This window comes from Bradyrhizobium jicamae (assembly GCF_018130695.1).
GTDB classification, from domain to species: Bacteria; Pseudomonadota; Alphaproteobacteria; order Rhizobiales; family Xanthobacteraceae; genus Bradyrhizobium; species Bradyrhizobium jicamae_B.
This window is the reverse complement of sequence record NZ_JAFCJX010000041.1, coordinates 40,512-60,512: the sequence shown is the minus strand read 5'-3', so window position 1 is coordinate 60,512 and position 20,001 is coordinate 40,512. Positions and strand designations below refer to the sequence as shown.

Genomic DNA, 20,001 nt, shown 5'->3' with positions numbered 1-20,001 from the left:
GTCACGAACGTGGGTGGAGATGCGGTGGACGCCGAGCGTGCAGAGACGTGTGTGCGCAAGGCGGACGGTGAAGTCGTGTGGGCCTGCCGCCCCGATGCTGGTGGTAAGCAAGCGAACAGGCTAACGCCTGTCGCTGACGATGGTGACACAAACGCAGAGTCTCACCAGGGCGAGCACGTATAAGCCGTAACCCATCGCGCAGGGAAGGCCGGGATGTCTCAGCCAAACCTGTATGCTCGTGTGCGCAACTTCCTACTCATTGCGCACGAGACCGCGGGTGCGGCGTGCACCCGGTCTTCCCTGCGCCCTCAGTTTCGAGAGAGGGCGGAACGAGATGGAAAACTCGGGCAAATCATGTCGCGAGAATGCGAAGACGTATCCTCATACTCAACTGTCATCGCCCGCCTTGTGCGCGATTGCGCACTGGGGCGGGCGACCGTACGCCGCGGCCTATCGGCTCAATCACAACCGTCTCTGGAATACTGGATCACCCGCATGCGCGGGTGACGACACCGAGGGTTTGGCTCCGTCATTGCAGCGCCGGCAACGCGCTATTCCTCAACTCCCCTTCGGCGCCTTCGCCTTCGTCTTCAACTCGCGATAGCGCTTCGCGCCGCCTTCGCGGATGGTCTGCTGGTTGCGTTCCACCGCAAGCGCATCGTCGGGGACATCCTTGGTGATGACGGAGCCGGAGCCGATATAGGCGCCCTTGCCGATCTTGACCGGCGCCACCAGCGAGGAGTTGGTGCCGACGAAGGCGCCCTCGCCGATCAGCGTCTTGTGCTTGGAGAAGCCGTCATAGTTGCAGGTGATGGTGCCGGCGCCGAGGTTGGAATTGGCACCGACATGGGCGTCGCCGACATAGGACAGATGGTTGACCTTGACGCCGGCCTCGAGCTTCGCGGCCTTGGTCTCGACGAAATTGCCGATCCGCGAGCCGTCGCCGAGCGAGGTGCCCGGGCGGAGCCGTGCATACGGACCGACCGAAGCCTTCTTGCCGATCTCGGCCTCGACGACGTGCGAGAAGGAATGGATCACCGCGCCGTCGGCGATGCTGACGCCGGGGCCGATCACCACGAACGGCTCGATCACGACATCCTTGCCGAAGGTGGTGTCGGCGGCGAGATAGACGGTCTCGGGCGCGATCATGGTGACGCCGGCGTCGAGCGCAGCCTTGCGCAGGCGGGCCTGCATCACGGCTTCGGCTTCGGCAAGCTGCGCCTTGGTGTTGATGCCGCGCACTTCGTCTTCGCTGGTCTCGATCACGACAGCCTCCAATCCCAAATCCCTGACGATGCCGACGGCGTCGGTGAGGTAGTATTCGCCCTTGCTGTTGGCGTTGCCGATCTGCTCGATGATCTCGAGCGCGCGTTTGCCGGCGAACGCCATCACGCCGGCATTGCACAGCGTGATCTTGCGCTCCTCGGCGCTGGCATCGGCCTGCTCGCGGATCGCGACCAGCTTGCCGTTCTCGACCACCAGCCGGCCATAGCCGGTCGGGTCGGCCGCGTGGAAGCCGAGCACCGCAAGTGCGGCGCCATCCCTGAGCGGCGCGCGCATCCGCGCAAAGGTTTCCGCCGAGATCAGCGGCGTGTCACCGAACGCAATCAGGAGATCGTCGGCGCCTTGGGCCAGCGCCTCGCGTGCCGCCAGCACCGCATGCGCGGTGCCGAGCCGCTCGGCTTGCACGAAGGTCTGCGCATCCGGGCGGACGCGCCGCGCCTCGTCGGCGACCGCCTGATGATCCGGCCCGATCACCACCGCGAGCTGCGATCCCTCGCCGCTGGCCGCCGCGTTCAGCACATGCGACAGCAGCGACTGTCCGGCCACGGGGTGCAGCACCTTCGGCAGCGACGAGCGCATGCGCGTGCCCTCGCCGGCCGCAAGCACGACAGTCAGGCTGGATCGTACGGTCATTCCTGCTCCTCGACATCGGCGCGGCGGTCCGCGCCTCGGCCGTCTTTAATTGTTTTCCCCGGGAGAAGAAACCGCCCCGCCTCCGTGGACGCCCGGAATCAAGTTCCAACGAAATTTCCTGTTAATCTTTGCCTCGTGATTCGGCGGGCCTTGAGGAGGGCCAAACGCGCTTTGGCCAAAGATCCCGACAACCTCGCGGCGGAGTTCGAGACCGAAAATACCGGCGGGCTGCTCAGCGGGTTTCTCGCCGAGGAGGACGAGTTCGATCGCCGCGCGCTGTGGCGGCTGGGCTCGTGGGGCGTCGCCGCGGTCGGGTGCGTCATCGTCGCCGTGATGGCCAACCAGTCCTCGCTGATCGTGCGGCGCGACCAGGTCGCCGCCGCTGATCTGGCGCGGCAGGCGGATCGGCTGCAGCAGCTCGCCAAGGACAACCACAACGACGCGCGCCGGCTGGCCTCGGCCATCGACACCCTCAACACCGATCGCGACCGGCTGTATTCGCGGGTCTCGACCCTGGAGCAAGGGCTCGATTCCGTCACCGGTGCGATCACACGCCAGGCGACGTCTCCGGCGGCGACTGCCCCCACGAGCAGCGCGCCAGCGACGGCGGCCAGCCAGCCTCCAACGACCCCCGCGCCTCCTGCACCCGCAGTAGCGCCGGTTGCGACCGCGCAGCCATCCACCGCCGACAAGCCACCGGCACCCGCGACGGACAAGCCGGCGGCAGCGGACAAGCCCGTGGCCGCAGCGGACAAGGTGACATCAGCCGATAGGCCCCAGCCGGCCACCGACAAACCACAGGCCACAGCTGACAAGCCCGCAGCCGACAAGCCGGGTCAGCCAACGGCGACCGCAGAGTTGAGCCTGCCGGTCATCGCATCGTCGAGCCCTGAACTCGCCAAACAGGAGCCAGCCAAAGCCGATGCGCCGTCGCCCTCGACGCCGCTGATCGCATCCAAATCGTTCATGGCGCCGCCGGACCCGGCCGCCGGCAAGCTCGAACCAAGCAAGCCTCCAGCGAACGAGGTGTCTGCAAGCCCGATCCCGGACGTTGCCACCGCGGCACCGGCGACTGATGAAGAGGCCGACGAAGCGACCGCGCCCAAGGCCAAAATCCAGCGCACCGAATTCGGCGTCGATCTCGGCACCGCCAACTCGGTCAATGGGCTGCGCGCGTTGTGGCGAGGACTGTTGAAATCCAAGTCCAACGCCGCCCTGACCGCGCTGAAGCCGATCATCGTGATCAAGGAGAACACCAATGGGCTCGGCATGCAGCTGCGCCTGGTGGCGGGACCGCTGAACGATGCCGGCACCGCGGCCAGGATTTGCGCCGGTCTCAGCCTGAACCAGCGGACCTGCGAGACCGCGATCTATGACGGCCAGCGCCTGGCGCTGAAGCCCGATGACGAGCCTGCAGCGGCCAAACCGGCGCCGCAGCAGCGGCGACGCCTTGCGCCCAAGCGAGCCGCTACGGCAACGCCGGCGCCCGCCGTCGAGGAGCCGAAGAAGCCGGAGCCGACGACATTCTCCTCCATGTTCGGCCGCAAGAACCAATGATCAGCGCCTGCAACAGCTTAGGACGAAACCCTCACTTGATTTCGAGAGCCTGATCGCGCCTTGTCCTATTGGCTATTCCCGACCATATTGCCGCAATGAAGAAAGCTCCGTTCCGCCTCACGCCCTATCAGGTCCAGTTCCTGCTGATCATCGGCTTCGTCACCGTCGGTTATGCGCTGTACCTGCGTTACCTCGCAATCGAACTGTCGACGGTGGCGCTGGCCTGCGATGCCGGGCTGCAGACCATGGCCTGCAAGGCGCGGGCGCTGTCGACCGTGCTGTTCAAGAACTGGGTGTTCGGGATCACGGCGCTCGTCATCGCCGTGCTCAACCTGATGCGCCCCTCGATCGTGCTGTTGACCGGCGGGCTGATCGCAGCGGGCCTCGGGATCGTGCTCTACAACGTGACGCTGTCGGGGATCGCGATCGGGCTGCTCATTCTGGGATTTGCGCGGCCCGCGCCCGCCACAGCGTAGCCGCCAGCAGGAAATACATCGCGGCGGTCCAGTCCGACTGCCAGTTGATGGTGCCCTCGTTGAACAGCAGGTAGAGGGCCGCGAGCGCCAGCACTGCTGCGAATACCGACTCGGCAATCGGCCTCGTGCCCTCCTTCGGGCGGTTCAGCATGGTCAGCAGCGCGAACGGCACCACCGCCATGGTCAACGAGGCATAGGGAAAATCCTGGTAGCGCGGATCGAACACGAAGCCGAGCGCGCTCTGCGCACCGATCACCGTGGTGAGGCCGAGCACAATCGCCAGCAGCGCGATCAGGATGCCCTTGCCGCGATAATCGCGCGGGCCGAGCAATTCCAGGAACGTCGGCAGCGAGCGCCCGGCGATCAGCGCATGCGCCGACAGCAGGGGCGACGCAATCGCCGCCGCGAGCAGCGTGCCCCACAACAGCCAGCCGCCGACGCCGTAGCTCTCATAGTACATTTTGTCCGCGGCGATCCCGAGCAGCGCCCCGCCCGTCGTCGCCGCAATCGCAACCCCGAGCCAGGCGGCCGGCCGCGGCGTCCAGGGCCGGCGGCGCAAGGTCAGCCAGGCGGCGGCGAAGGTGAAGATGCTGAGCGCCATGCCGCAACCCATCTGCAGCTTCCAGGACGGATAGTTGCTGATGGCGACACCGGGCGGATATTTCACCTGCCGCTGCATCGAATCGAACAGCCCCCAATAGCCGCCGACGGTGCCCTCGAGCTTGCGCTTCCAGGGCTGGTCATAGGCCTCGATCAGGTTGACGCGAAAGCCCTCGCGCTTGGCCATGTCGAGGATTTCGGAGACGATCCGCGCCTGGTTGGCGCGCGACGGCAGCGCGCCCTCGCGCATCCGCCCCGCGCTCGGCCAGCCGGTCTCGCCGATCAGGATCTCCTTGCCCGGGAATGCCACCGCCATTCGCTTGCGGATCTCGTCGACATGACCGGCGGCGAACTTGGCCTTGACCGGGATATCCTCCCAATACGGCAGGATATGAATGGTGACGAAATCGACGGCGTCATAGAGCTCGCGATTCTTCAGCCAGAACTCCCAGACGTCGGCATAGGTCACTGGCACCTGCGACTGCGCCTTGACGCTGCGGATGTTGGCGGCGAGATCGGCGGCGGTCATCTCGCCGCGCAGCAGCACCTCGTTGCCGACGATCAGCGCCGAGATCACGGTGGGATATTCCTTGGCGAGCCGGACCGCGATGGCGATCTGCTGCAGATTCTTGAAGCGGTTGCTGCCGAGCCAGATGCCCTGCATCACCTTGATGCCGACCTTGGCGGCGACCGCGGGGACCTGGTCGAGGCCGTTCTCGATCGAATAGGTGCGGACGCAATCGGTGACCTTGGCGAGATCGGTCAGATCCTGCTCGATCTGCTCGACCGGAATCTGGGTCGTCGGATCAAGCGGCGTCTGGGCGCCGCGGAACGGCGTGTAGGACACGCATTGCAGCTTGGCATTGGGGTCAATCGGCGCGCGCGCGAGCATGATCGGGGTGGCGAGCCACCACCACACGGCTGCGATCACACCAAGCGATATCAGGAGAAGCGCCAGTGGCGTACGAAGCGAAATCGGTTCCATCCTCCGGGGGACCGTCGAATTAGCCGGTCGGTGCCCATCTGCCAAGTGCTGGAATCCGTCAATACCATGGTTGTCCTGCGACAGTTTCGCGCCGCCGCGATAAAGTTGTGAGTTTGCTGGACAAATTCCAAGATTCCAGTCATGGGATTCCGCCAGCGTCTCCGCCGCATTGGAGACCTATTTGGACGGCACCACGCGAGCCGTCAGGATTGTTGTTCGGGCCGGAAAACTTATCGGGGAATGCATGCGTCGACGGCTGCTTGAGTTGAAGATCACGGGTTTGCGTTACCTCGCCGTATCAAGCCTTGCGCTCCTGATCGGGGCCGGCGCGGCGTTTGCCCAGAGCGGCACCCCCACCCCGCAGGACCAGGGCAAGCAGCAGCCCGGCAATCCCGACGCCGCGGCCGCTGCGGCCAAGGACAATAACCAGCGCAAGACCGACGAGCTGGCCGAGGCGCAGCAGGCCATCAACGGTCCGGCCGGCAACCCGGAATGCGTCTGGCTCGGCCGCCGCGTGGTTCGCCTGATGTGGAACGACGACCTCGATACCGCATTCCGCCATCTCGATCTCTACGACCGGTTCGGTTGCCCCGGCGGCCATGTCCAGGCGACCTTCCGCTGCCTGACCCGGTTCGGCGGCCAGATTGACGACAAGGTGCCGCGCAGCCTGGATAACCGCATCCATGCCTGCTGGATCAACCCCGGCGCCCAGCCGCAGGCCGCGGCGGCAGCAGCGTCCGCGCCGCAGCCGGCGACCGCCGCCAACGCCACGCCGGCACCGGCGGCTTCCCCCTCGCCGGCTCCGTCGCCGTCAGCCTCTCCGGCGCCGACGAAGTAGCGTTCAGGCCATGTTCAGGTGGCGGCTCTATGTTCGAGCCGACCGGATTTTTTTAGCGGCCGGAAGAGCTTGCGCCCTTAAAAAACCACCCGGTCATGGCAGTTGTGAAATCGTGCGGCAGAGCTATCCTGACCTCTGCCGCGATGTCGGTCGAACCTAGGGGACGGGTTCGCTTTCTCTGAAATCTGAAGCCCCGTATGGTTTAACCGCGATGCGCGCTGTCGTCGCCGTCCTGTTGCTCGTCACATCCATTCATGCCGCGCTTTGGGGTCTGCTTCAGGAGAAGCAGGCGGCTCCCGAGTTCCGTGGCATGCTGCCGAGCCTGTCCTACGCGCCGTTCGAGAAGGCGCACATTGTCGTCGACCCCGCCGGTGATTCCGAGAAGATCCGCACCGACCTGAAGAAGCTGTCGACGATGACGCGGGCGGTCCGCATGTATTCGTCGACGGAAGGCGGCGAGCTGGTGCCGCCGATCGCCGCAGAGTTCGGCATGAAGGTCACGATCGGCGCCTGGATCGACACCGACAAGGATCGCAACGCCAGGGAGATCGCGGCCGCGATCGACCTTGCCCGACGCAACAGCAACGTCGTCGGCATCGTCATCGGCAACGAAACCATCTTCCGCGGCGAGCAGGTTCCGATCGAGAATCTCGGACCGCAGCCCAAGGCGAAGATGACTCCCGAAGACCGCGATCGCTATCTCGAAGAGGTTGCGCGCTTCGTTCGCGAGGAATCGCCGCGCATCCTTCGTGAGGAAGCGGACCGGCTTCGTGACGCAGAAGCGCAGCCCGAGGAGAAGCGCGCCGAGGCGTCGAAATGGGCGGTTGCCGAGAACAACGTGCATCGCCTGATCCGGCTGATCCAGCAGGTCAAGAAATCGGTCAACGTTCCCGTCACGACAGGTGAAATCTGGAACATCTGGCGCGACCATCCGCAACTCGTCAGTTCCGCGGACTTCATCGCGGCCCACGTGCTGCCCTATTGGGAAAACTTCACCGACAAGCAGGCGGTCGACCAGGCCGTCGATCGCTTCAACCTGCTGCGTGACCTGTTCCCCGGCAAGCGCATCGTGATCGCCGAATTCGGCTGGCCGAGCCAGGGCTACAATCTGCGCAACGCCGAGCCCGGTCCGTTCGAGCAGGCGACCGTGCTCAGGAATTTCGTCACCCGGGCCGACGCCATCGGCATGGACTACAACATCGTCGAGGCGATCGATCAGCCCTGGAAGTTCTTCGAAGGCGGCGTCGGTCCCTACTGGGGCATCCTCAACGCCGACCGCGAGGCCAAATTCGCCTGGACCGGTCCGGTCGTGAATCCCGACTACTGGAAACTCGCCGCGATCGCCGTGCTCGTCGGCCTGTTCATGTCGCTGCCGATCCTGCGGCTCGACCGGCCGACCGCGATGCAGGCCTTCGTGCTGTCGGCGGCCGCCAACGGCGTCGGCGCCTGGGTCGCGACCGTGTTCGCCTATTGGACCACGCACTACTTCCTCTGGGGCTCGGCCTTCGCGCTCACCCTCGGTCTCGTGCTGCTTGTTCCGCTTGTCCTCATCGCGATGGCGCGGATCGAGGAGATCGCAGCGGTGGCGTTCGGCCGCGGCCCGCGCCGGCTGATCACCAAGAGCGCATCGCTCGCGCCCGCCACGATCGGCGAGAACCTCGCCTTCCCCAAGGTCTCGATCCACATCCCCGCCTATTACGAGCCGGTCGAGATGCTGAAGCAGACGCTCGATGCCGTGGCGCGGCTCGACTATCCGAATTTCGAATGCGTCTGCATCATCAACAACACGCCCGATCCGGCGTTCTGGCAGCCGATCCAGGATCACTGCCGCATGCTCGGCGAGCGCTTCAAGTTCATCAATGCCGAGAAGGTGCAGGGTTTCAAGGCCGGCGCGCTGCGGATTGCGATGGAGCGGACCGCTGTTGATGCCGAGATCATCGGCATCATCGACGCCGACTATTGCGTGCATCCGGACTGGCTGAAGGATCTGGTGCCGGCCTTCGCCGACCCGCGCGTGGGACTCGTGCAGGCGCCGCAGGAGCACCGCGACGGCGACCGCTCGCTGATGCACTACATCATGAACGGCGAATATGCCGGCTTCTTCGACATCGGCATGGTCCAGCGCAACGAGGCCAATGCGATCATCGTGCACGGCACGATGTGCCTGATCCGCCGCGCCGCGATGGACATGGCCGGCGGCTGGTCCAGTGACACCATCTGCGAGGATACCGACCTCGGGCTGACCATCCAGCAGCAGGGCTGGCTCACGCACTACACCAACGTGCGCTATGGCGAGGGCATGCTGCCCGACACCTATGAGGCCTTCAAGAAGCAGCGTCACCGCTGGGCCTATGGCGGCTTCCAGATCGTCAAGAAACACTGGCGGCGCTTCCTGCCCGGCGCGAGCCGGCTGACGCCGGACCAGCGCCGCGAATTCTCGCTGGGCTGGCTGAACTGGCTCGGCGCAGAAAGCCTCGGCGTCGTGGTGGCGATCCTCAATCTGATCTGGGTGCCGATCGTCGCGTTTGCCGACATCGCGATCCCCGACAAGATCCTGACGCTGCCGATCATCGCCTCGTTCGTCGTCTCGCTGGTGCATTTCGTCGCGCTCTATCGCCTGCGCGTCAACGTCAAGGCCGGCCAGATGTTAGGGGCCATGATCGCGGCGATGAGCGTGCAATGGACAGTGTCGCGCGCGGTGGCGCAGGGCCTGATCACCGAGCACCTCGCCTTCGCGCGTACCTCCAAAGGCGGCCTGTCGCGGATGTCGATCGAATTCCAGGCGTTCTGGGAAGCCGTGATCGGCGTGCTGCTGCTGGTCGGCGCCGCGGTCCTGATCACCATGAACGGCTTCAAGCAGGTCCGCGAGATCTACATCTTCGCCGGCGTGCTGGTGCTCGAAAGCCTGCCGTTCCTCTCGGCGGTCGCGATCGCGATCCTGGAGAATTCGCGCATCAACGAGTTCGCCTTCTGGCGCAACAGCGCGATTCGCACCGCGGAACTGATCGGGCTGCGCCCGGTCAGCCTGCCCTCGGTCGCAGCCCCCTCGCAGCCGGTGACATCGGAAATCCGCCGGGAGGGCTGAGTTCGGGGGCCGCCGGGTTCTGGACGGCGCGATCCGCCTGATGTGAAGAAGCACCGCTAACCACCAGCTGTGCAAAGGGAATTCGAAAGCGTCCGGCGCTGCAAATGCCTCGCCCTCGGCTATTGACCCGATGGGCCCTGCCCCCTACACAGCGCGGGCTGGAGCATGATCCGGACCGACGCGGCCTTGGCCCGCAACTTTCGGGCCGCAATGCTCAGGTGAGTGAGCGCGTAGCTCAGGCGGTAGAGCACGTGACTTTTAATCATGGGGTCGAGGGTTCGAGTCCCTCCGCGCTCACCAAGCAATTTCAATACGGGCTGCTGGCTCTTCGTCGCGTGAGAGTGCTCGCGCTCGCGGTTGAACGGGCGCTGTGAAGCGCGACAGACCCAAGTACCGCTCTTCGCCAATTTGTTCCCGCCCGTCTCGCGACGAAACCATTTTCCAAAAACGGTGAAGCCGGCCGGAAACAAACCGGGCCTAGCATCCGATTGTTCAACAGGAGCGACGGCTATGATGGGCTCGGGATGGACTCGTAAAGCACGCATGCTGGTGGTCGTGAATTTACTGGCCGTCGCCGCCGTTCTGTTGGCGATGGCCGCCCCACATCCGATCTCGAGCGTCGCGCTCGGTAGCGAGTGGCAATGCAGCAAGGCCGCGTTTGTTGTCACGACGTGCCGTCAGGCCTCCTAACGGCCTTTGGCATAGCCCGTGCAAGTCACGTCATGCTGGGGATTTCAGCGTCCCAGTTCAGGAATGAACGCCGCCGGGTGTGTCCTTTTGAAACCGGCGGCGTCTTTTCCCGGGACCGCAGGGTGGTCGGCGCCGGCGCGAGCCACGATGTCTGTAGTCTTCCGCCACCAATACGAAACTCCTGAGTCCGGCGACCCAGGAGTTCCGCTTTGGTCACACCACGCGATCAGAAAATCTCGTGGAGGAGGTATCCGAGACCGCCGATGAGGCCGCCGCCAACGGCGCCCGGCCCGACGCCGACGCCACCGGCTGCCGCGCCACCTGCGGCACCCGAAGCGACTCCGCCAAGGACCGCCTCCAGGAGGCCTCGCCAACTGAAGCCGCCGGCCACCGCATCGAGTTCGTCGAAGGAAAGCTCAGAGGTCATTGCATCATCATTCATAGGTGTCATTCCCAGTTCTCCTGTGATTGATGGTGCGGGACCATCCCGCAACCAGGCTGCAGCATGCTTTGGCGTGCCGTGTCTCGCAGTGACCGGCGTCACGCAGGCCGCGGCGTGATTGAACCTTTGCGGATGAAGCAGATCGACCAGTGCTCGGCTGCTGCGCGCCCAGCCAGGAATCCCTCGCGACGCTCGCGGCACGGGCGGCGCCATCGTCGATCATGCGGCAGCGCCGCCGGCGGGCCACGTGAGCTGCCATTCCTGCTCGACGCTCCGCTGTTCGCTAAAGCATGATCCGGAAAAGTGTGAAGCGGTTTTCCGAAAAGATCATGCGCAAACAAAGAACTAAAAGCGCGATGATCTCATCGCGCTTTAGCGTTCGCTCGACGACTGCGACAGCCATGAAAAAAAGCCCCGACAGGTCGGGGCTTTTGATGGGCAATCAATGGGTGTCTTAGTATTTTGCGACAACCGGGCTGGCCCAATTGAACTTGTAGTTCACGCCAACTAGCGCGGTTTGCATGTTCAGACGGGTCGAGACGATATTCGGGGCGCCGAGCGTGCCCGGACCAGCGGTGAAGACGATGTCCTTGCGGCCGAAGTCGGCATAATTGTATTCGCCGAACACCGACCAGCCCTTGGCGAACATATATTCGAGGCCGCCACCAATGGTCCAACCTTGGCGAGAAGAATTCGCCGATTCCGACAGGAAGAGAAACGGCAGAGTGCCGTAAACCTGCGTGTTCGTGTCGGTCCAGGCACCGCCGCCTTTCACGTAACCGAGCAACGCCGGGGTGAAGAGATAGCCGAGGCGACCTGTCACAGTGTAGAGGTCGCGGGTGCGGGTGGTTTGGTAAGGTGTGCCGAGCGCAGCGAGACGGGCATCGGGCGGCAGGTTGTTGCGGCTGTTGGTGTTGCCAAAGTCGAACATGCCCTGAACGCCAACGACCCAGTTCCCACCGAATTGGTAGTCGCAACCGATCTGACCGCCGCCGATGAAGTCACCGCCGCTATCGGCCGAGCCGAAATCGAGCACGGGGTCGAGGACCGTACCGTCGGTCCGACGGTTCGTGTTCTGGTTGATGCTGTGCCATGCACCGCCGACGTTGCCGCCGATGTAGCAGCCGGTCCAGTTTTAGACCGCAACCGGCGCCGGCGGAGCCTTGGTGTAGCGGGGCGCCAAATCGGCCGCAGTGGCCTGTCCTGCGAATGCTGCGAAGGCGGTCAATACGAGTGCAAACTTCTTCACAATAAAATCCCCCATAAATTTCACAAATTCATCAAAAAGGAGCGCCGACTCCCCAAAGCACGGTAGCAGTCATATCGGACAACTTGTCGCAGGGATGTGTCGAAATCGCAACATTAGCCCGAAAAGCGACACAATCCGGAAACGTGCACGGCCGTTCCCCCGGCTTTCGAGGGTTGCCTGTCCAGACGCCCGGGCCTCGTCCACGCGTCTCGATCACTTCGAGCAAGGTCTCCAACAGACCAATCGACCTGACTGTCCACGGGCTCGCCCATCGCGCTGAAAATCTCGGCCACATGGTCGCGTCGAAGAGGAGCGACCGAGCGCGCCAAGCCCTGCCCGACATCGCGGAGGGACCCGGGAAGGATGATGCGAATGATGGTCGTCACACCGAGCCTTGGCGCGAGGTCCGCAGCCGCGAAATTGACACCGGGTTGATCTAGGTCAAGCAGCGGGCTGAAGGGAGACGAGAACTACGCACGTAGAAGCCGCGGGTGCTTGCGATGACCTCATTCGGCCGGTCTCTCCTCGCCATCATCGTTGCGATCATCTCAATTGGCGCGATCACACAGAAGGTGCGCGACCAGGGCGTCACCGACACCGAAATCCGCATCGGCAATCTCATGCCCTACACCGGGCCGCTGGAGGTGTTCGGCCAGATCGGCAAGGCGGAAGCCGCCTATTTCGAGATGGTCAACGAGCGCGGTGGCGTCAACGGCCGCAAGATCCGTTTCTTGTCCTATGACGATCTGTCAGACCCGGCCAACGCGATGGACCTCGCGCGCATCCTGGTCGAGATCGACAATGTGCTGCTGATGTTCGGCTCGTTCGGAACGCCCGGCAATCTGGCGGTGCGGCCATATCTCAACGAGCGGAAAATCCCCCAGCTTTTCCTCGCCTCGGGTGATCAGCAATTCAGCGAGCCGTCGAAATATCCATGGACCATGGGCTGGCAGCCCTCGTTCCAGGACGAGGGCCGCATCTATGCCAACTACATCCAGGCGAACTACCCGGGGAAGAAAATCGTCGCGCTCTGGCAGAACGACAATTTTGGCCGGGAGCTGTTCAAGGGGCTCGAGCAAGGGCTCGGCGACGTCGCCCGTAATATCCGGGTCGACATCGCCTATGACGTCGCCGATCGGCATCTGGACGGACACATGTCGATCCTGAAGCGATCGGGCGCCGAGGTGTTCGTGTTTGCCGGCGTGCCGGAAAATGCCGCGAAGGTCATCCGGATCGCGGCCGAGCACGATTGGCATCCCGTGTTCATCGTCAACCAGATGGCGTCATCGATCGCCACCGTGCTGAAGCCGGCGGGCTCCGACAGCGCCTCCGGCGTCATGACGGCGGCCTTCCTGAAGGACGCGAGCGATCCGGCGTGGAAAAGCGAGCGAACCGGCAAGGACTGGACGACCTTCCTCGACAAATACACCAGGATGGGAGGCACCGACGAAGGCGCCGCGATGTATGGTTATGCGGCCGCCGAAGCGCTGGTCCAGGTGCTCAGGCAATGCGGCAACGATCTGTCGCGCGACAACGTCATGAAGCAGGCCGCGTCGCTCGACTACCAGGGCTCCGCCCTGTTGCCTGACATCAGGATCAACACCGGCCCGCAGGATTTTCGCCCCATCGAGCAGCTGCGGCTGGTGCAGTTTGACGGCCGGACCTGGCAGCCGATCGGTGACGTGCTCGAGACCGCCTTCGCTGACGCGAGCCGAAAATAGCTGATGCCAGCCGGTTGGCATCCCTCTTGCTGTCATCTCTGCATTCATCATCGGACGCATCGGAGCGTTCCGAACCAGGACATTGCGGAGGGACCAATATGAACCGGCAGTCCCAATACGGGATTCAAGGCGCCGTTGCGGCGCGCGAGGCCATTGTCATCGGCACCATGCTGCACGATCTGACGCGCCGGCTTGCGCTGCTCGAGGCCGATATCGCGGCGGAAGAGGAACGGTCGGGCGTCTCGAGCCCGACAGACCCGCGCTACACGATGCTGGCGCACTCGCTCAGCGCGCGGCGCGACAACCTCAAGGCCACGCTTGCCTCGCTGCAGGAGCGTCTGGCGCTGCTGCAGGAGCAGCGCTCGGCCGTGGCGGCCTGAATTCGACCGCACACACGGTCAGGTCGAAATATCTGAAATCATCAACCGCGTGCCGTTGTGGTGCGCGGCGCGGCGTCCTATGAATCGAGGTTAGTGAGTCGTCAGTTGCAACATCATACCGTCCCGTCGGCGCCGATGATGCGACCGGCATGTGGATGGTCTGGGCAGGCGATGGCGAACGATACTCCTCACATCAAGTTCGATGCGAAAGCCACGCTGCGCAAATGGCCGTCGCTCAACAATCAGCGGCGGGAAGACCGTATCGCCTATATCGTGATCGCCGACACGCTCGACGAATGCGTCAAGGCATTCATGGCCAAGCCCGCCTCGACGCGCCATCTCTACGAGATCCATACGGAGGCGCAGCCGCCTTTGGTGACGGCGGTGCTGTCACCGGAGCACATCGCCGAGTTGGCGCGGCTGCGCGATTTTCTCTAGCGCACTGTTCGCCTAGGCGTCGGACGGCCCCTTGCCTGCGCCACTTCCATGATCCGGTTGTTCGACGCCCGTATGATCCGACGGAAAAATCCGTTCGTAGTTGGCGCGCGCCTCGCGAATGAGCCGTGCTCGCTCCAGCTCGGACTTCGGAATAAATCTGATAATCTCGCCCATCGGGTCTCCATTGGGAATCGGCAAGGATACGCCTGGAAGATGCGAACATCGTGCCAAGGCATTCCGCACAAACACGGGGTTTTCGGCCGATCTGGAACGAAATTGGCGCCGTCGCCGCGCGACATCATTGATTTGAGCGATTCGCGTCCAGACCAGGAATTCATCTTCCGATCTAGTTACGGACGCAGCATTCGCGAGGTTTCCCGCGGCGGCCTCAAGAAGCTGTGAGGGAAAGCGCGGCGGCGCATTGACGCAGCGGCGAAGCGAGTTCCCATGTGGGCCGGCTGTCGGGATTTGACTGAAGCGGCGGCGCACGAGCGCGCCAGACAGACGCACAAAAAACACGAGGCCCGGTGTGCCTAGGAGACCGGGCCTCGTGTCTGTCGTCCCCCGCCCCTTGCGGCGCGGCTCACGTGATGTCTATGCCGCGCGTGATACGCGAAACCGCGCGCGCGATCCATCCGGATGACTACGGTGCGTGCCGCATGTCGTGCAGCACGCACGCATCACGCGGCGTGCATCACTTGGCGTAGCTGTAAAAGCCCTGCCCGGTCTTGCGGCCGAGATGGCCGGCATCGACCATCTCCTTCAACAGCGGCGCCGGGCGATACTTCGGATCGTTGAAGCCGTTGAGAAACACCTCCATCACCGACAGCATGGTGTCGAGCCCGATCAGGTCGGCGAGCGCGAGCGGGCCGATCGGATGATTGCAGCCGAGCTTCATGCCGGCGTCGATCTCCTCGGCGGTCGCGATCCCTTCCTGCAGCGCGAATATCGCCTCGTTGATCATCGGGCACAGGATGCGGTTCACAGCAAAGCCCGGGCTGTTCTTCGCCGTGATCGCGACCTTGCCGACGCGCTTGGCGAAGGCTTCGGCCTTGGCCACGGTATCGTCCGAGGTCTGCAGGCCGCGGATCAGCTCCAGCAACGCCATCACCGGCACCGGGTTGAAGAAGTGCATGCCGATGAAACGATCAGGGCGATCGGTCGCGGCCGCAAGCTTGGTGATCGAGATCGAGGACGTGTTGGTGGCGACCAGGCCGCTCGGCTTCAAGGTCGCGCAGAGGTCCTTCAGGATCTTGACCTTCAACTCCTCGTTCTCGGTCGCGGCCTCGATCACGAGATCGCAGGCTGCGAGCTTGCCTTTGTCCGACGTCGCGGTGATGCGCCCGAGCGCAGCGTCGCGGTCCGCGGCGGTCATCTTGTCCTTCGCCACGAGGCGCTCGAGGCTGCCTCCGATCGTCTTCATCCCGCGCGCCACTGCGGCCTCGTTGATGTCGACCATGGTCACGCTGAGCCCCGCCGCCGCGCAGACCTGGGCGATGCCGTTGCCCATGGTGCCGGCGCCGATGATGCCAACCGTCTCAATCATTGGTTCTGTCCTTCCCGTCGCGAGGGCCCGAGGGGCCGCATCCGTCCAAAGCGGGCCCTCAAGGGGCCGCCGATGGCGCATGCATAGCAGCCGCGTCCGGCCGCCGATACGGGGAGTTCCGGGATGGGACGGATCAGTCCGGCCGTGGCGGGAGCGGCTGGCGGGCCACCACGGGGATCCGTGGCGGGGTCTCGGTCCGGGTCGGCTCTGCGAGACGGGCGGGTTCCAGCATCCGATTGAGGCGTACGACCCAGGCCGCAAAGCGTCCGTAGCTGCGGCGGAGCGATTTCGTGATGCGTTCTTCGATGTCTCGATCGTCGTCCATAGCAGCCCGATCCTAGTGCCGTGGCATTGAAGGAACCGTATGAACCTATCGGAGCGGCGCGCCCCGTCCGTTAGGGTTTCGCTAACTACCTCGCCCCCGCTCGCGAACGCGTGAAGCGGTTTCGTCGCCTGTTGGCGGACGAAGCCAAAATACCCCCGCGCCGAAACCGGATCGTGGGTGTCGCGACATCTCGCAGCAACGCGCCGTCGCTAGCGTCCGATCCCGGATGCAACCGACGGAGTTCGGTCATGTCAGCGATCATCAACCTGCTGTACCGGGAATACTGCAAGGCTCGCCTCGCCGAGATGCGAGCCGCCGCCCGATAACGCTCAGCGGACATCGGCGCGTCGGCAACAGACTACCTTCTATTGCTGTGACCCGTGTCCGCCAGGTTCCATTGGAACTCGAATCGTTGCGGCGTTTTGCTACTTCCGAGCGAGCCCGGGAATCGCTAGTGTTGCTGCGCGGAAATGTGAAGAACACGCTGGGGACAAAGCGGTGTTTCAACTATTGCGGCGATGGAAGATCGCCAAGCTCGCGTTGGTCTGCCCGAGCTGCAAGGAAGTGGCCTCGGCGGAGACGTATCGGCGCGGCCGCTATCTCATCGACGATGAGCCGCTGATCTGCGAGCATTGCCACAACACGGCGCCGGTGACCTTCTGGCGCTTCGCCGGATTCTCCCAGAACCACTGTTCCAAGGGCAGGCATCCGTCGGCCATGGCCAGCCCCGCCCTGCAGCCTCGTCCGTCCGAGCAGCATTTTCACTGAGCGCATTCAGATCGTCGCGCGCGACGGATCGGGGCAGCTGGCAGTAGTCTGCCGGATTGTCGGCGGCACGCTTGCGCTGCAGCATACGTCCTGCATCGGCTCTCGTTTAGTTGATTGAATTTTTTGCGGGGCCGGTCGACGGATTTGCATAACAACCGACGAGGGCTACGCCCATGCTTGCCGAAAAATTCATTCTCGTTCTCGAGACATTGCTCAAGACCCAAACCCATCCGGACGGCAGCCCGCGCGTGGTGAGTACCTCGCCGCACGTTCCGGTCAGCCTGCCGAGCCGCAAGTAGCCTCTCGACCGCCGCGCCGATTGCTGGCAGCCTCGCGTCACAGCCGTTCCGCCTGTCGATGAGGTCTGCCGATGAGATCCGCCTTGGCTCGGCGATGTGTCCTGGCTCTGCGATGCATCCTGGCCTTCGCCACCTTCGCTTCAGCAGCATTCACCGCGACATCTCCTGCGCAGAGCCGCCAGCTCGTCCCCGTCATTCCGCCTGAGATCGGCGTCGGCGCGCCGCTCCCTTACGTCGTCATCCCCTACCGCTGCAGCGCCGGTCCGGTGCAGAATTTCTATCACGGCGCGCTCTATCGCGAGCCGCCGGCCGCCTATCTCGACTTCGCCTACCGCCCCTATTATCGCTACACCGCGGCGCGCGTCGTGCCGCGCAGCTACGCCTGCGCGGTCGTCGAATAAAGGCGTTTCCGAGCGAAGGGGGGACCCGTTCGCGTGAAGAAAACGCGTCAAAATAAATCCAGAGCTCCGTTCCGATTCAATCGGAATGGAGTTCTGGAAGCGTGAAGCAGATCACAGCGAGGCGGCGCTGATCCACGCTACACCGGTTCCGTAAGAACACGGTGCCGCCATGGACAGCAGGATCGATCTCGCAGGACTCATCGTCGCGATTTGCGTCGCGGCCTATGCCGCGATCATGCTCGATTATCTCGCGCTGAACGGACTCGGTCTCTCGATCCCGCAACTCCGTCATCTCTCGATGGTCGCTGCGGTTTTCCTCGCACTCCCGGTCGCGATGGATTTCCTGCGCGCACGCCCCGACAACATCGAGTGATCGGCGCATCCAGCGGCCTTCCTGACCGCCAAAGGTTGCGCCTGCCGCGCTGACCGCCGCAATCAGCGGTCAACATCGCGCTAGGAGAACGCGGGCGAATCAGCCTTACTTCGATACTGATCACACAATGAGATTCCGGCGGCATGACCCAGCCTGAAGTCTTGGATCAGAATATTCGCGCCTTGCAGGAATGGCTGCGCAACGCCTGGGTGCAACTCAGCGACCCCGCGATGACCACCCTCTCCCGCCGCGAGCTCCGCAGCCAGATGAAGCAATGCAGCGCCGATTTGCGCGCGCATCTGCAGGCCGCCTCCGCGCGTTCCGGGGGGCCGACGGCCATGCCGGCCAGGACCTTCGAGAAGCCCGAGTTGCGCCTGCTGGCTTGGCGCTGAGCGGCAGGCGCGCGTTGTTTGCTCGCCGACACCGGCTTCCTGCCATCCGCGAGCACGATCTCAATTTCAACCCGCTTTAGCGCGCCGCGATGCCGCGATCGTTCGCGCATGCGGGTCATCCGCAGCGCCTCTTGTCCCCAAGCATCCGACAGGGCACAGCATGATGGTGCCGGCGCGCTTATATGGGGCCGGTTGACGCGGCAGATGCCGCCGAACAATGGGATCCCCCGTGCTCTATCTGGAACTTGCGATCGTCACGGTGCTGATCGTGATCAACGGCCTGCTATCGATGTCGGAGCTCGCCATCGTCTCCTCGCGCCCGGCGCGGCTGGCGGCCCTGGTCGAGAAAGGCGTCAGCGGCTCGCGGCGCGCGCTGGCGCTGGCGTCCGATCCCGGCAAGTTCCTCTCCACCGTGCAGATCGGCATCACCCTGATCGGCGTGCTCTCGGGCGCGTTCTCCGGCGCCACGCTCGGCCAGCGGCTGACCCAATGGCTGCTCGAGCTCGGGCTGTCGCAGACCTTTGCCGATGCGCTCGGCGTCGGTCTTGTCGTCACCATCATCACCTACGCCTCGCTGATCGTCGGCGAGCTGGTGCCGAAGCAGATCGCGCTGCGTGATCCCGAGGCGATCGCGGTCAGGGCCGCGCCGGCGATGACCGTCATGGCGAAGGCGTCGCTGCCGCTGGTGTGGCTGCTCGACCGCTCCGGCAAGGTGCTGCTGTTCCTGCTCGGCCATCGCGAGGATGCGACCGACCGCGTCAGCGAGGACGAGATCAAGACGCTGGTGGTCGAGGCCGAGAATGCCGGCGTGCTCGAGCCCGGCGAGAAGGAGATGATCGCGGGCGTGATGCGGCTCGGCGACCTGCCGGTCGGCGCCGTGATGACGCCGCGCCACGAGGTCAGCCAGATCGACCTCGCCGATTCCCCGGCCGAGATCCTGAGCGGCTTGAAGAAGAGCGCCCACTCGCGCTGCGTGGTGTTCGACGGCAACCGCGAGCATGCGCTCGGCATCGTGCAGGCCAAGGACGTGCTCGACGTCTATCTCACCGGCGAGACACCCGACATCCGCGCGCTGACCCGCGATGCGCCGATCATTCCGGAGGCCGTCGACGCCCGCGACGTCGTCGCGATCCTGCGCGACTCCGCCGTGCATATCGGGCTGGTGCATGACGAGTACGGCACCTTCCAGGGTGTCGTCACCAGCGCCGATATCCTGGAGGCCATCGTCGGCGCCTTCCACACCGAGGAAGGCCCGGCCGAGCCGGCCTATGTCCGGCGCGATGACGGCTCCTATCTGATCTCGGGCTGGATGCCCGCGCTGGACTTCGCCGAACTGCTCGGCATCACGCTGCCGTCGCCTCGGCCCTACCAGACCTGCGCCGGCTTCCTGCTGCAGGAGTTCGGCACCATCCCTGATGTCGGCGAGAAGATCGCCGCGAATGGCTGGCAGTTCGAGATCGTCGATCTCGATGGCCGGCGGATCGACAAGGTGCTGGCGAGCAAGGCTGCCGAGTGAGGC

Annotated in this window: 20 protein-coding genes and 1 tRNA gene; 14 read left to right on the top strand and 7 right to left on the bottom strand. The window is 64.3% G+C overall.

Annotation, left to right across the window (positions count from 1 at the left end; all coding sequences use genetic code 11):
- Positions 1-558: 558 nt before the first annotated feature.
- On the bottom strand, positions 559-1,917 hold the full coding sequence (glmU, locus tag JQ604_RS37800; RefSeq protein ID WP_212365825.1) for a bifunctional UDP-N-acetylglucosamine diphosphorylase/glucosamine-1-phosphate N-acetyltransferase GlmU: 1,359 nt from the start codon (positions 1,915-1,917) through the stop codon (positions 559-561).
- A gap of 171 nt (positions 1,918-2,088) precedes the next feature.
- Between glmU and JQ604_RS37795 the strand changes: the two genes are divergently transcribed.
- Positions 2,089-3,474: a hypothetical protein gene (locus JQ604_RS37795; protein ID WP_212365824.1), complete on the top strand. Its 1,386-nt coding sequence runs from the start codon at positions 2,089-2,091 to the stop codon at positions 3,472-3,474.
- Between the two features lie 95 nt (positions 3,475-3,569).
- Positions 3,570-3,950, top strand: coding sequence for a hypothetical protein (locus JQ604_RS37790; RefSeq protein WP_212365823.1), 381 nt, complete (start codon positions 3,570-3,572; stop codon positions 3,948-3,950).
- Here the strand turns inward: JQ604_RS37790 and JQ604_RS37785 are convergent.
- Complete coding sequence (locus JQ604_RS37785; protein ID WP_212365822.1) at positions 3,910-5,535, bottom strand: beta-(1-6) glucans synthase; 1,626 nt, start codon at positions 5,533-5,535, stop codon at positions 3,910-3,912. The genes JQ604_RS37790 and JQ604_RS37785 overlap by 41 nt on opposite strands.
- 244 nt (positions 5,536-5,779) lie before the next feature.
- Here JQ604_RS37785 and JQ604_RS37780 point away from each other — a divergent pair, with 244 nt between their 5' ends.
- The 3 genes from JQ604_RS37780 to JQ604_RS37770 all read left to right on the top strand — a co-directional run bounded on the left by JQ604_RS37780 (position 5,780) and on the right by JQ604_RS37770 (position 9,758).
- The gene (locus JQ604_RS37780) at positions 5,780-6,373 is read left to right on the top strand and encodes a beta-1-3, beta-1-6-glucan biosynthesis protein (protein WP_212365821.1); all 594 of its coding nucleotides are present in this window, start codon (positions 5,780-5,782) and stop codon (positions 6,371-6,373) included.
- Positions 6,374-6,584: 211 nt separating this feature from the next.
- Positions 6,585-9,458, top strand: coding sequence for a glycosyltransferase (locus JQ604_RS37775; protein WP_212365820.1), 2,874 nt, complete (start codon positions 6,585-6,587; stop codon positions 9,456-9,458).
- Between the two features lie 224 nt (positions 9,459-9,682).
- A tRNA-Lys gene (locus JQ604_RS37770) sits at positions 9,683-9,758 on the top strand.
- Between the two features lie 616 nt (positions 9,759-10,374).
- Here the strand turns inward: JQ604_RS37770 and JQ604_RS37765 are convergent.
- Complete coding sequence (locus tag JQ604_RS37765) at positions 10,375-10,575, bottom strand: Blp family class II bacteriocin (protein ID WP_212365819.1); 201 nt, start codon at positions 10,573-10,575, stop codon at positions 10,375-10,377.
- Between the two features lie 469 nt (positions 10,576-11,044).
- Positions 11,045-11,674 carry an outer membrane protein gene (locus JQ604_RS37760; protein WP_433996328.1) on the bottom strand — a complete coding sequence of 210 codons (630 nt, stop codon included), beginning with the start codon at positions 11,672-11,674 and terminating at the stop codon, positions 11,045-11,047.
- A 665-nt stretch (positions 11,675-12,339) separates the two neighbouring features.
- On the opposite strand from JQ604_RS37760, the gene JQ604_RS37755 reads away from it, so the two are divergent.
- The 3 genes from JQ604_RS37755 to JQ604_RS37745 all read left to right on the top strand — a co-directional run bounded on the left by JQ604_RS37755 (position 12,340) and on the right by JQ604_RS37745 (position 14,378).
- A complete protein-coding gene (locus JQ604_RS37755) occupies positions 12,340-13,560 on the top strand; it encodes an ABC transporter substrate-binding protein (RefSeq protein ID WP_212365818.1) in 1,221 nt (406 codons plus the stop codon).
- A gap of 98 nt (positions 13,561-13,658) precedes the next feature.
- Positions 13,659-13,940, top strand: a complete 282-nt coding sequence (locus JQ604_RS37750; protein WP_212365817.1) for a hypothetical protein — start codon at positions 13,659-13,661, stop codon at positions 13,938-13,940.
- A 171-nt stretch (positions 13,941-14,111) separates the two neighbouring features.
- Positions 14,112-14,378: a hypothetical protein gene (locus tag JQ604_RS37745; RefSeq protein WP_212365816.1), complete on the top strand. Its 267-nt coding sequence runs from the start codon at positions 14,112-14,114 to the stop codon at positions 14,376-14,378.
- Between the two features lie 12 nt (positions 14,379-14,390).
- On the opposite strand, the gene JQ604_RS37740 is transcribed toward JQ604_RS37745, so the two are convergent.
- The 3 genes from JQ604_RS37740 to JQ604_RS37730 form a co-directional block, all read right to left on the bottom strand.
- Entirely contained in the window at positions 14,391-14,552 is a 162-nt protein-coding gene (locus JQ604_RS37740) for a hypothetical protein (protein WP_212365815.1), read from the bottom strand.
- A gap of 520 nt (positions 14,553-15,072) precedes the next feature.
- A complete protein-coding gene (locus tag JQ604_RS37735) occupies positions 15,073-15,924 on the bottom strand; it encodes a 3-hydroxybutyryl-CoA dehydrogenase (protein WP_212365814.1) in 852 nt (283 codons plus the stop codon).
- Between the two features lie 133 nt (positions 15,925-16,057).
- Complete coding sequence (locus JQ604_RS37730) at positions 16,058-16,249, bottom strand: hypothetical protein (RefSeq protein ID WP_212365813.1); 192 nt, start codon at positions 16,247-16,249, stop codon at positions 16,058-16,060.
- A gap of 498 nt (positions 16,250-16,747) precedes the next feature.
- Here JQ604_RS37730 and JQ604_RS37725 point away from each other — a divergent pair, with 498 nt between their 5' ends.
- The 6 genes from JQ604_RS37725 (at position 16,748) to JQ604_RS37705 (ending at position 19,998) form a co-directional block, all read left to right on the top strand.
- On the top strand, positions 16,748-17,017 hold the full coding sequence (locus JQ604_RS37725; RefSeq protein WP_212365812.1) for a hypothetical protein: 270 nt from the start codon (positions 16,748-16,750) through the stop codon (positions 17,015-17,017).
- 173 nt (positions 17,018-17,190) lie between these two features.
- The gene (locus tag JQ604_RS41945) at positions 17,191-17,316 is read left to right on the top strand and encodes a hypothetical protein (RefSeq protein ID WP_283818053.1); all 126 of its coding nucleotides are present in this window, start codon (positions 17,191-17,193) and stop codon (positions 17,314-17,316) included.
- An 83-nt stretch (positions 17,317-17,399) separates the two neighbouring features.
- Positions 17,400-17,717 (top strand): hypothetical protein, encoded by a 318-nt coding sequence (locus JQ604_RS37720; protein WP_249159247.1) that lies wholly within the window; start codon positions 17,400-17,402, stop codon positions 17,715-17,717.
- A 169-nt stretch (positions 17,718-17,886) separates the two neighbouring features.
- A complete protein-coding gene (locus JQ604_RS37715; RefSeq protein WP_212365811.1) occupies positions 17,887-18,090 on the top strand; it encodes a hypothetical protein in 204 nt (67 codons plus the stop codon).
- 143 nt (positions 18,091-18,233) lie between these two features.
- The gene (locus JQ604_RS37710; protein ID WP_212365810.1) at positions 18,234-18,482 is read left to right on the top strand and encodes a hypothetical protein; all 249 of its coding nucleotides are present in this window, start codon (positions 18,234-18,236) and stop codon (positions 18,480-18,482) included.
- A gap of 229 nt (positions 18,483-18,711) precedes the next feature.
- Positions 18,712-19,998 carry a hemolysin family protein gene (locus JQ604_RS37705; protein WP_212365809.1) on the top strand — a complete coding sequence of 429 codons (1,287 nt, stop codon included), beginning with the start codon at positions 18,712-18,714 and terminating at the stop codon, positions 19,996-19,998.
- The last annotated feature ends 3 nt before the right edge of the window (positions 19,999-20,001 follow it).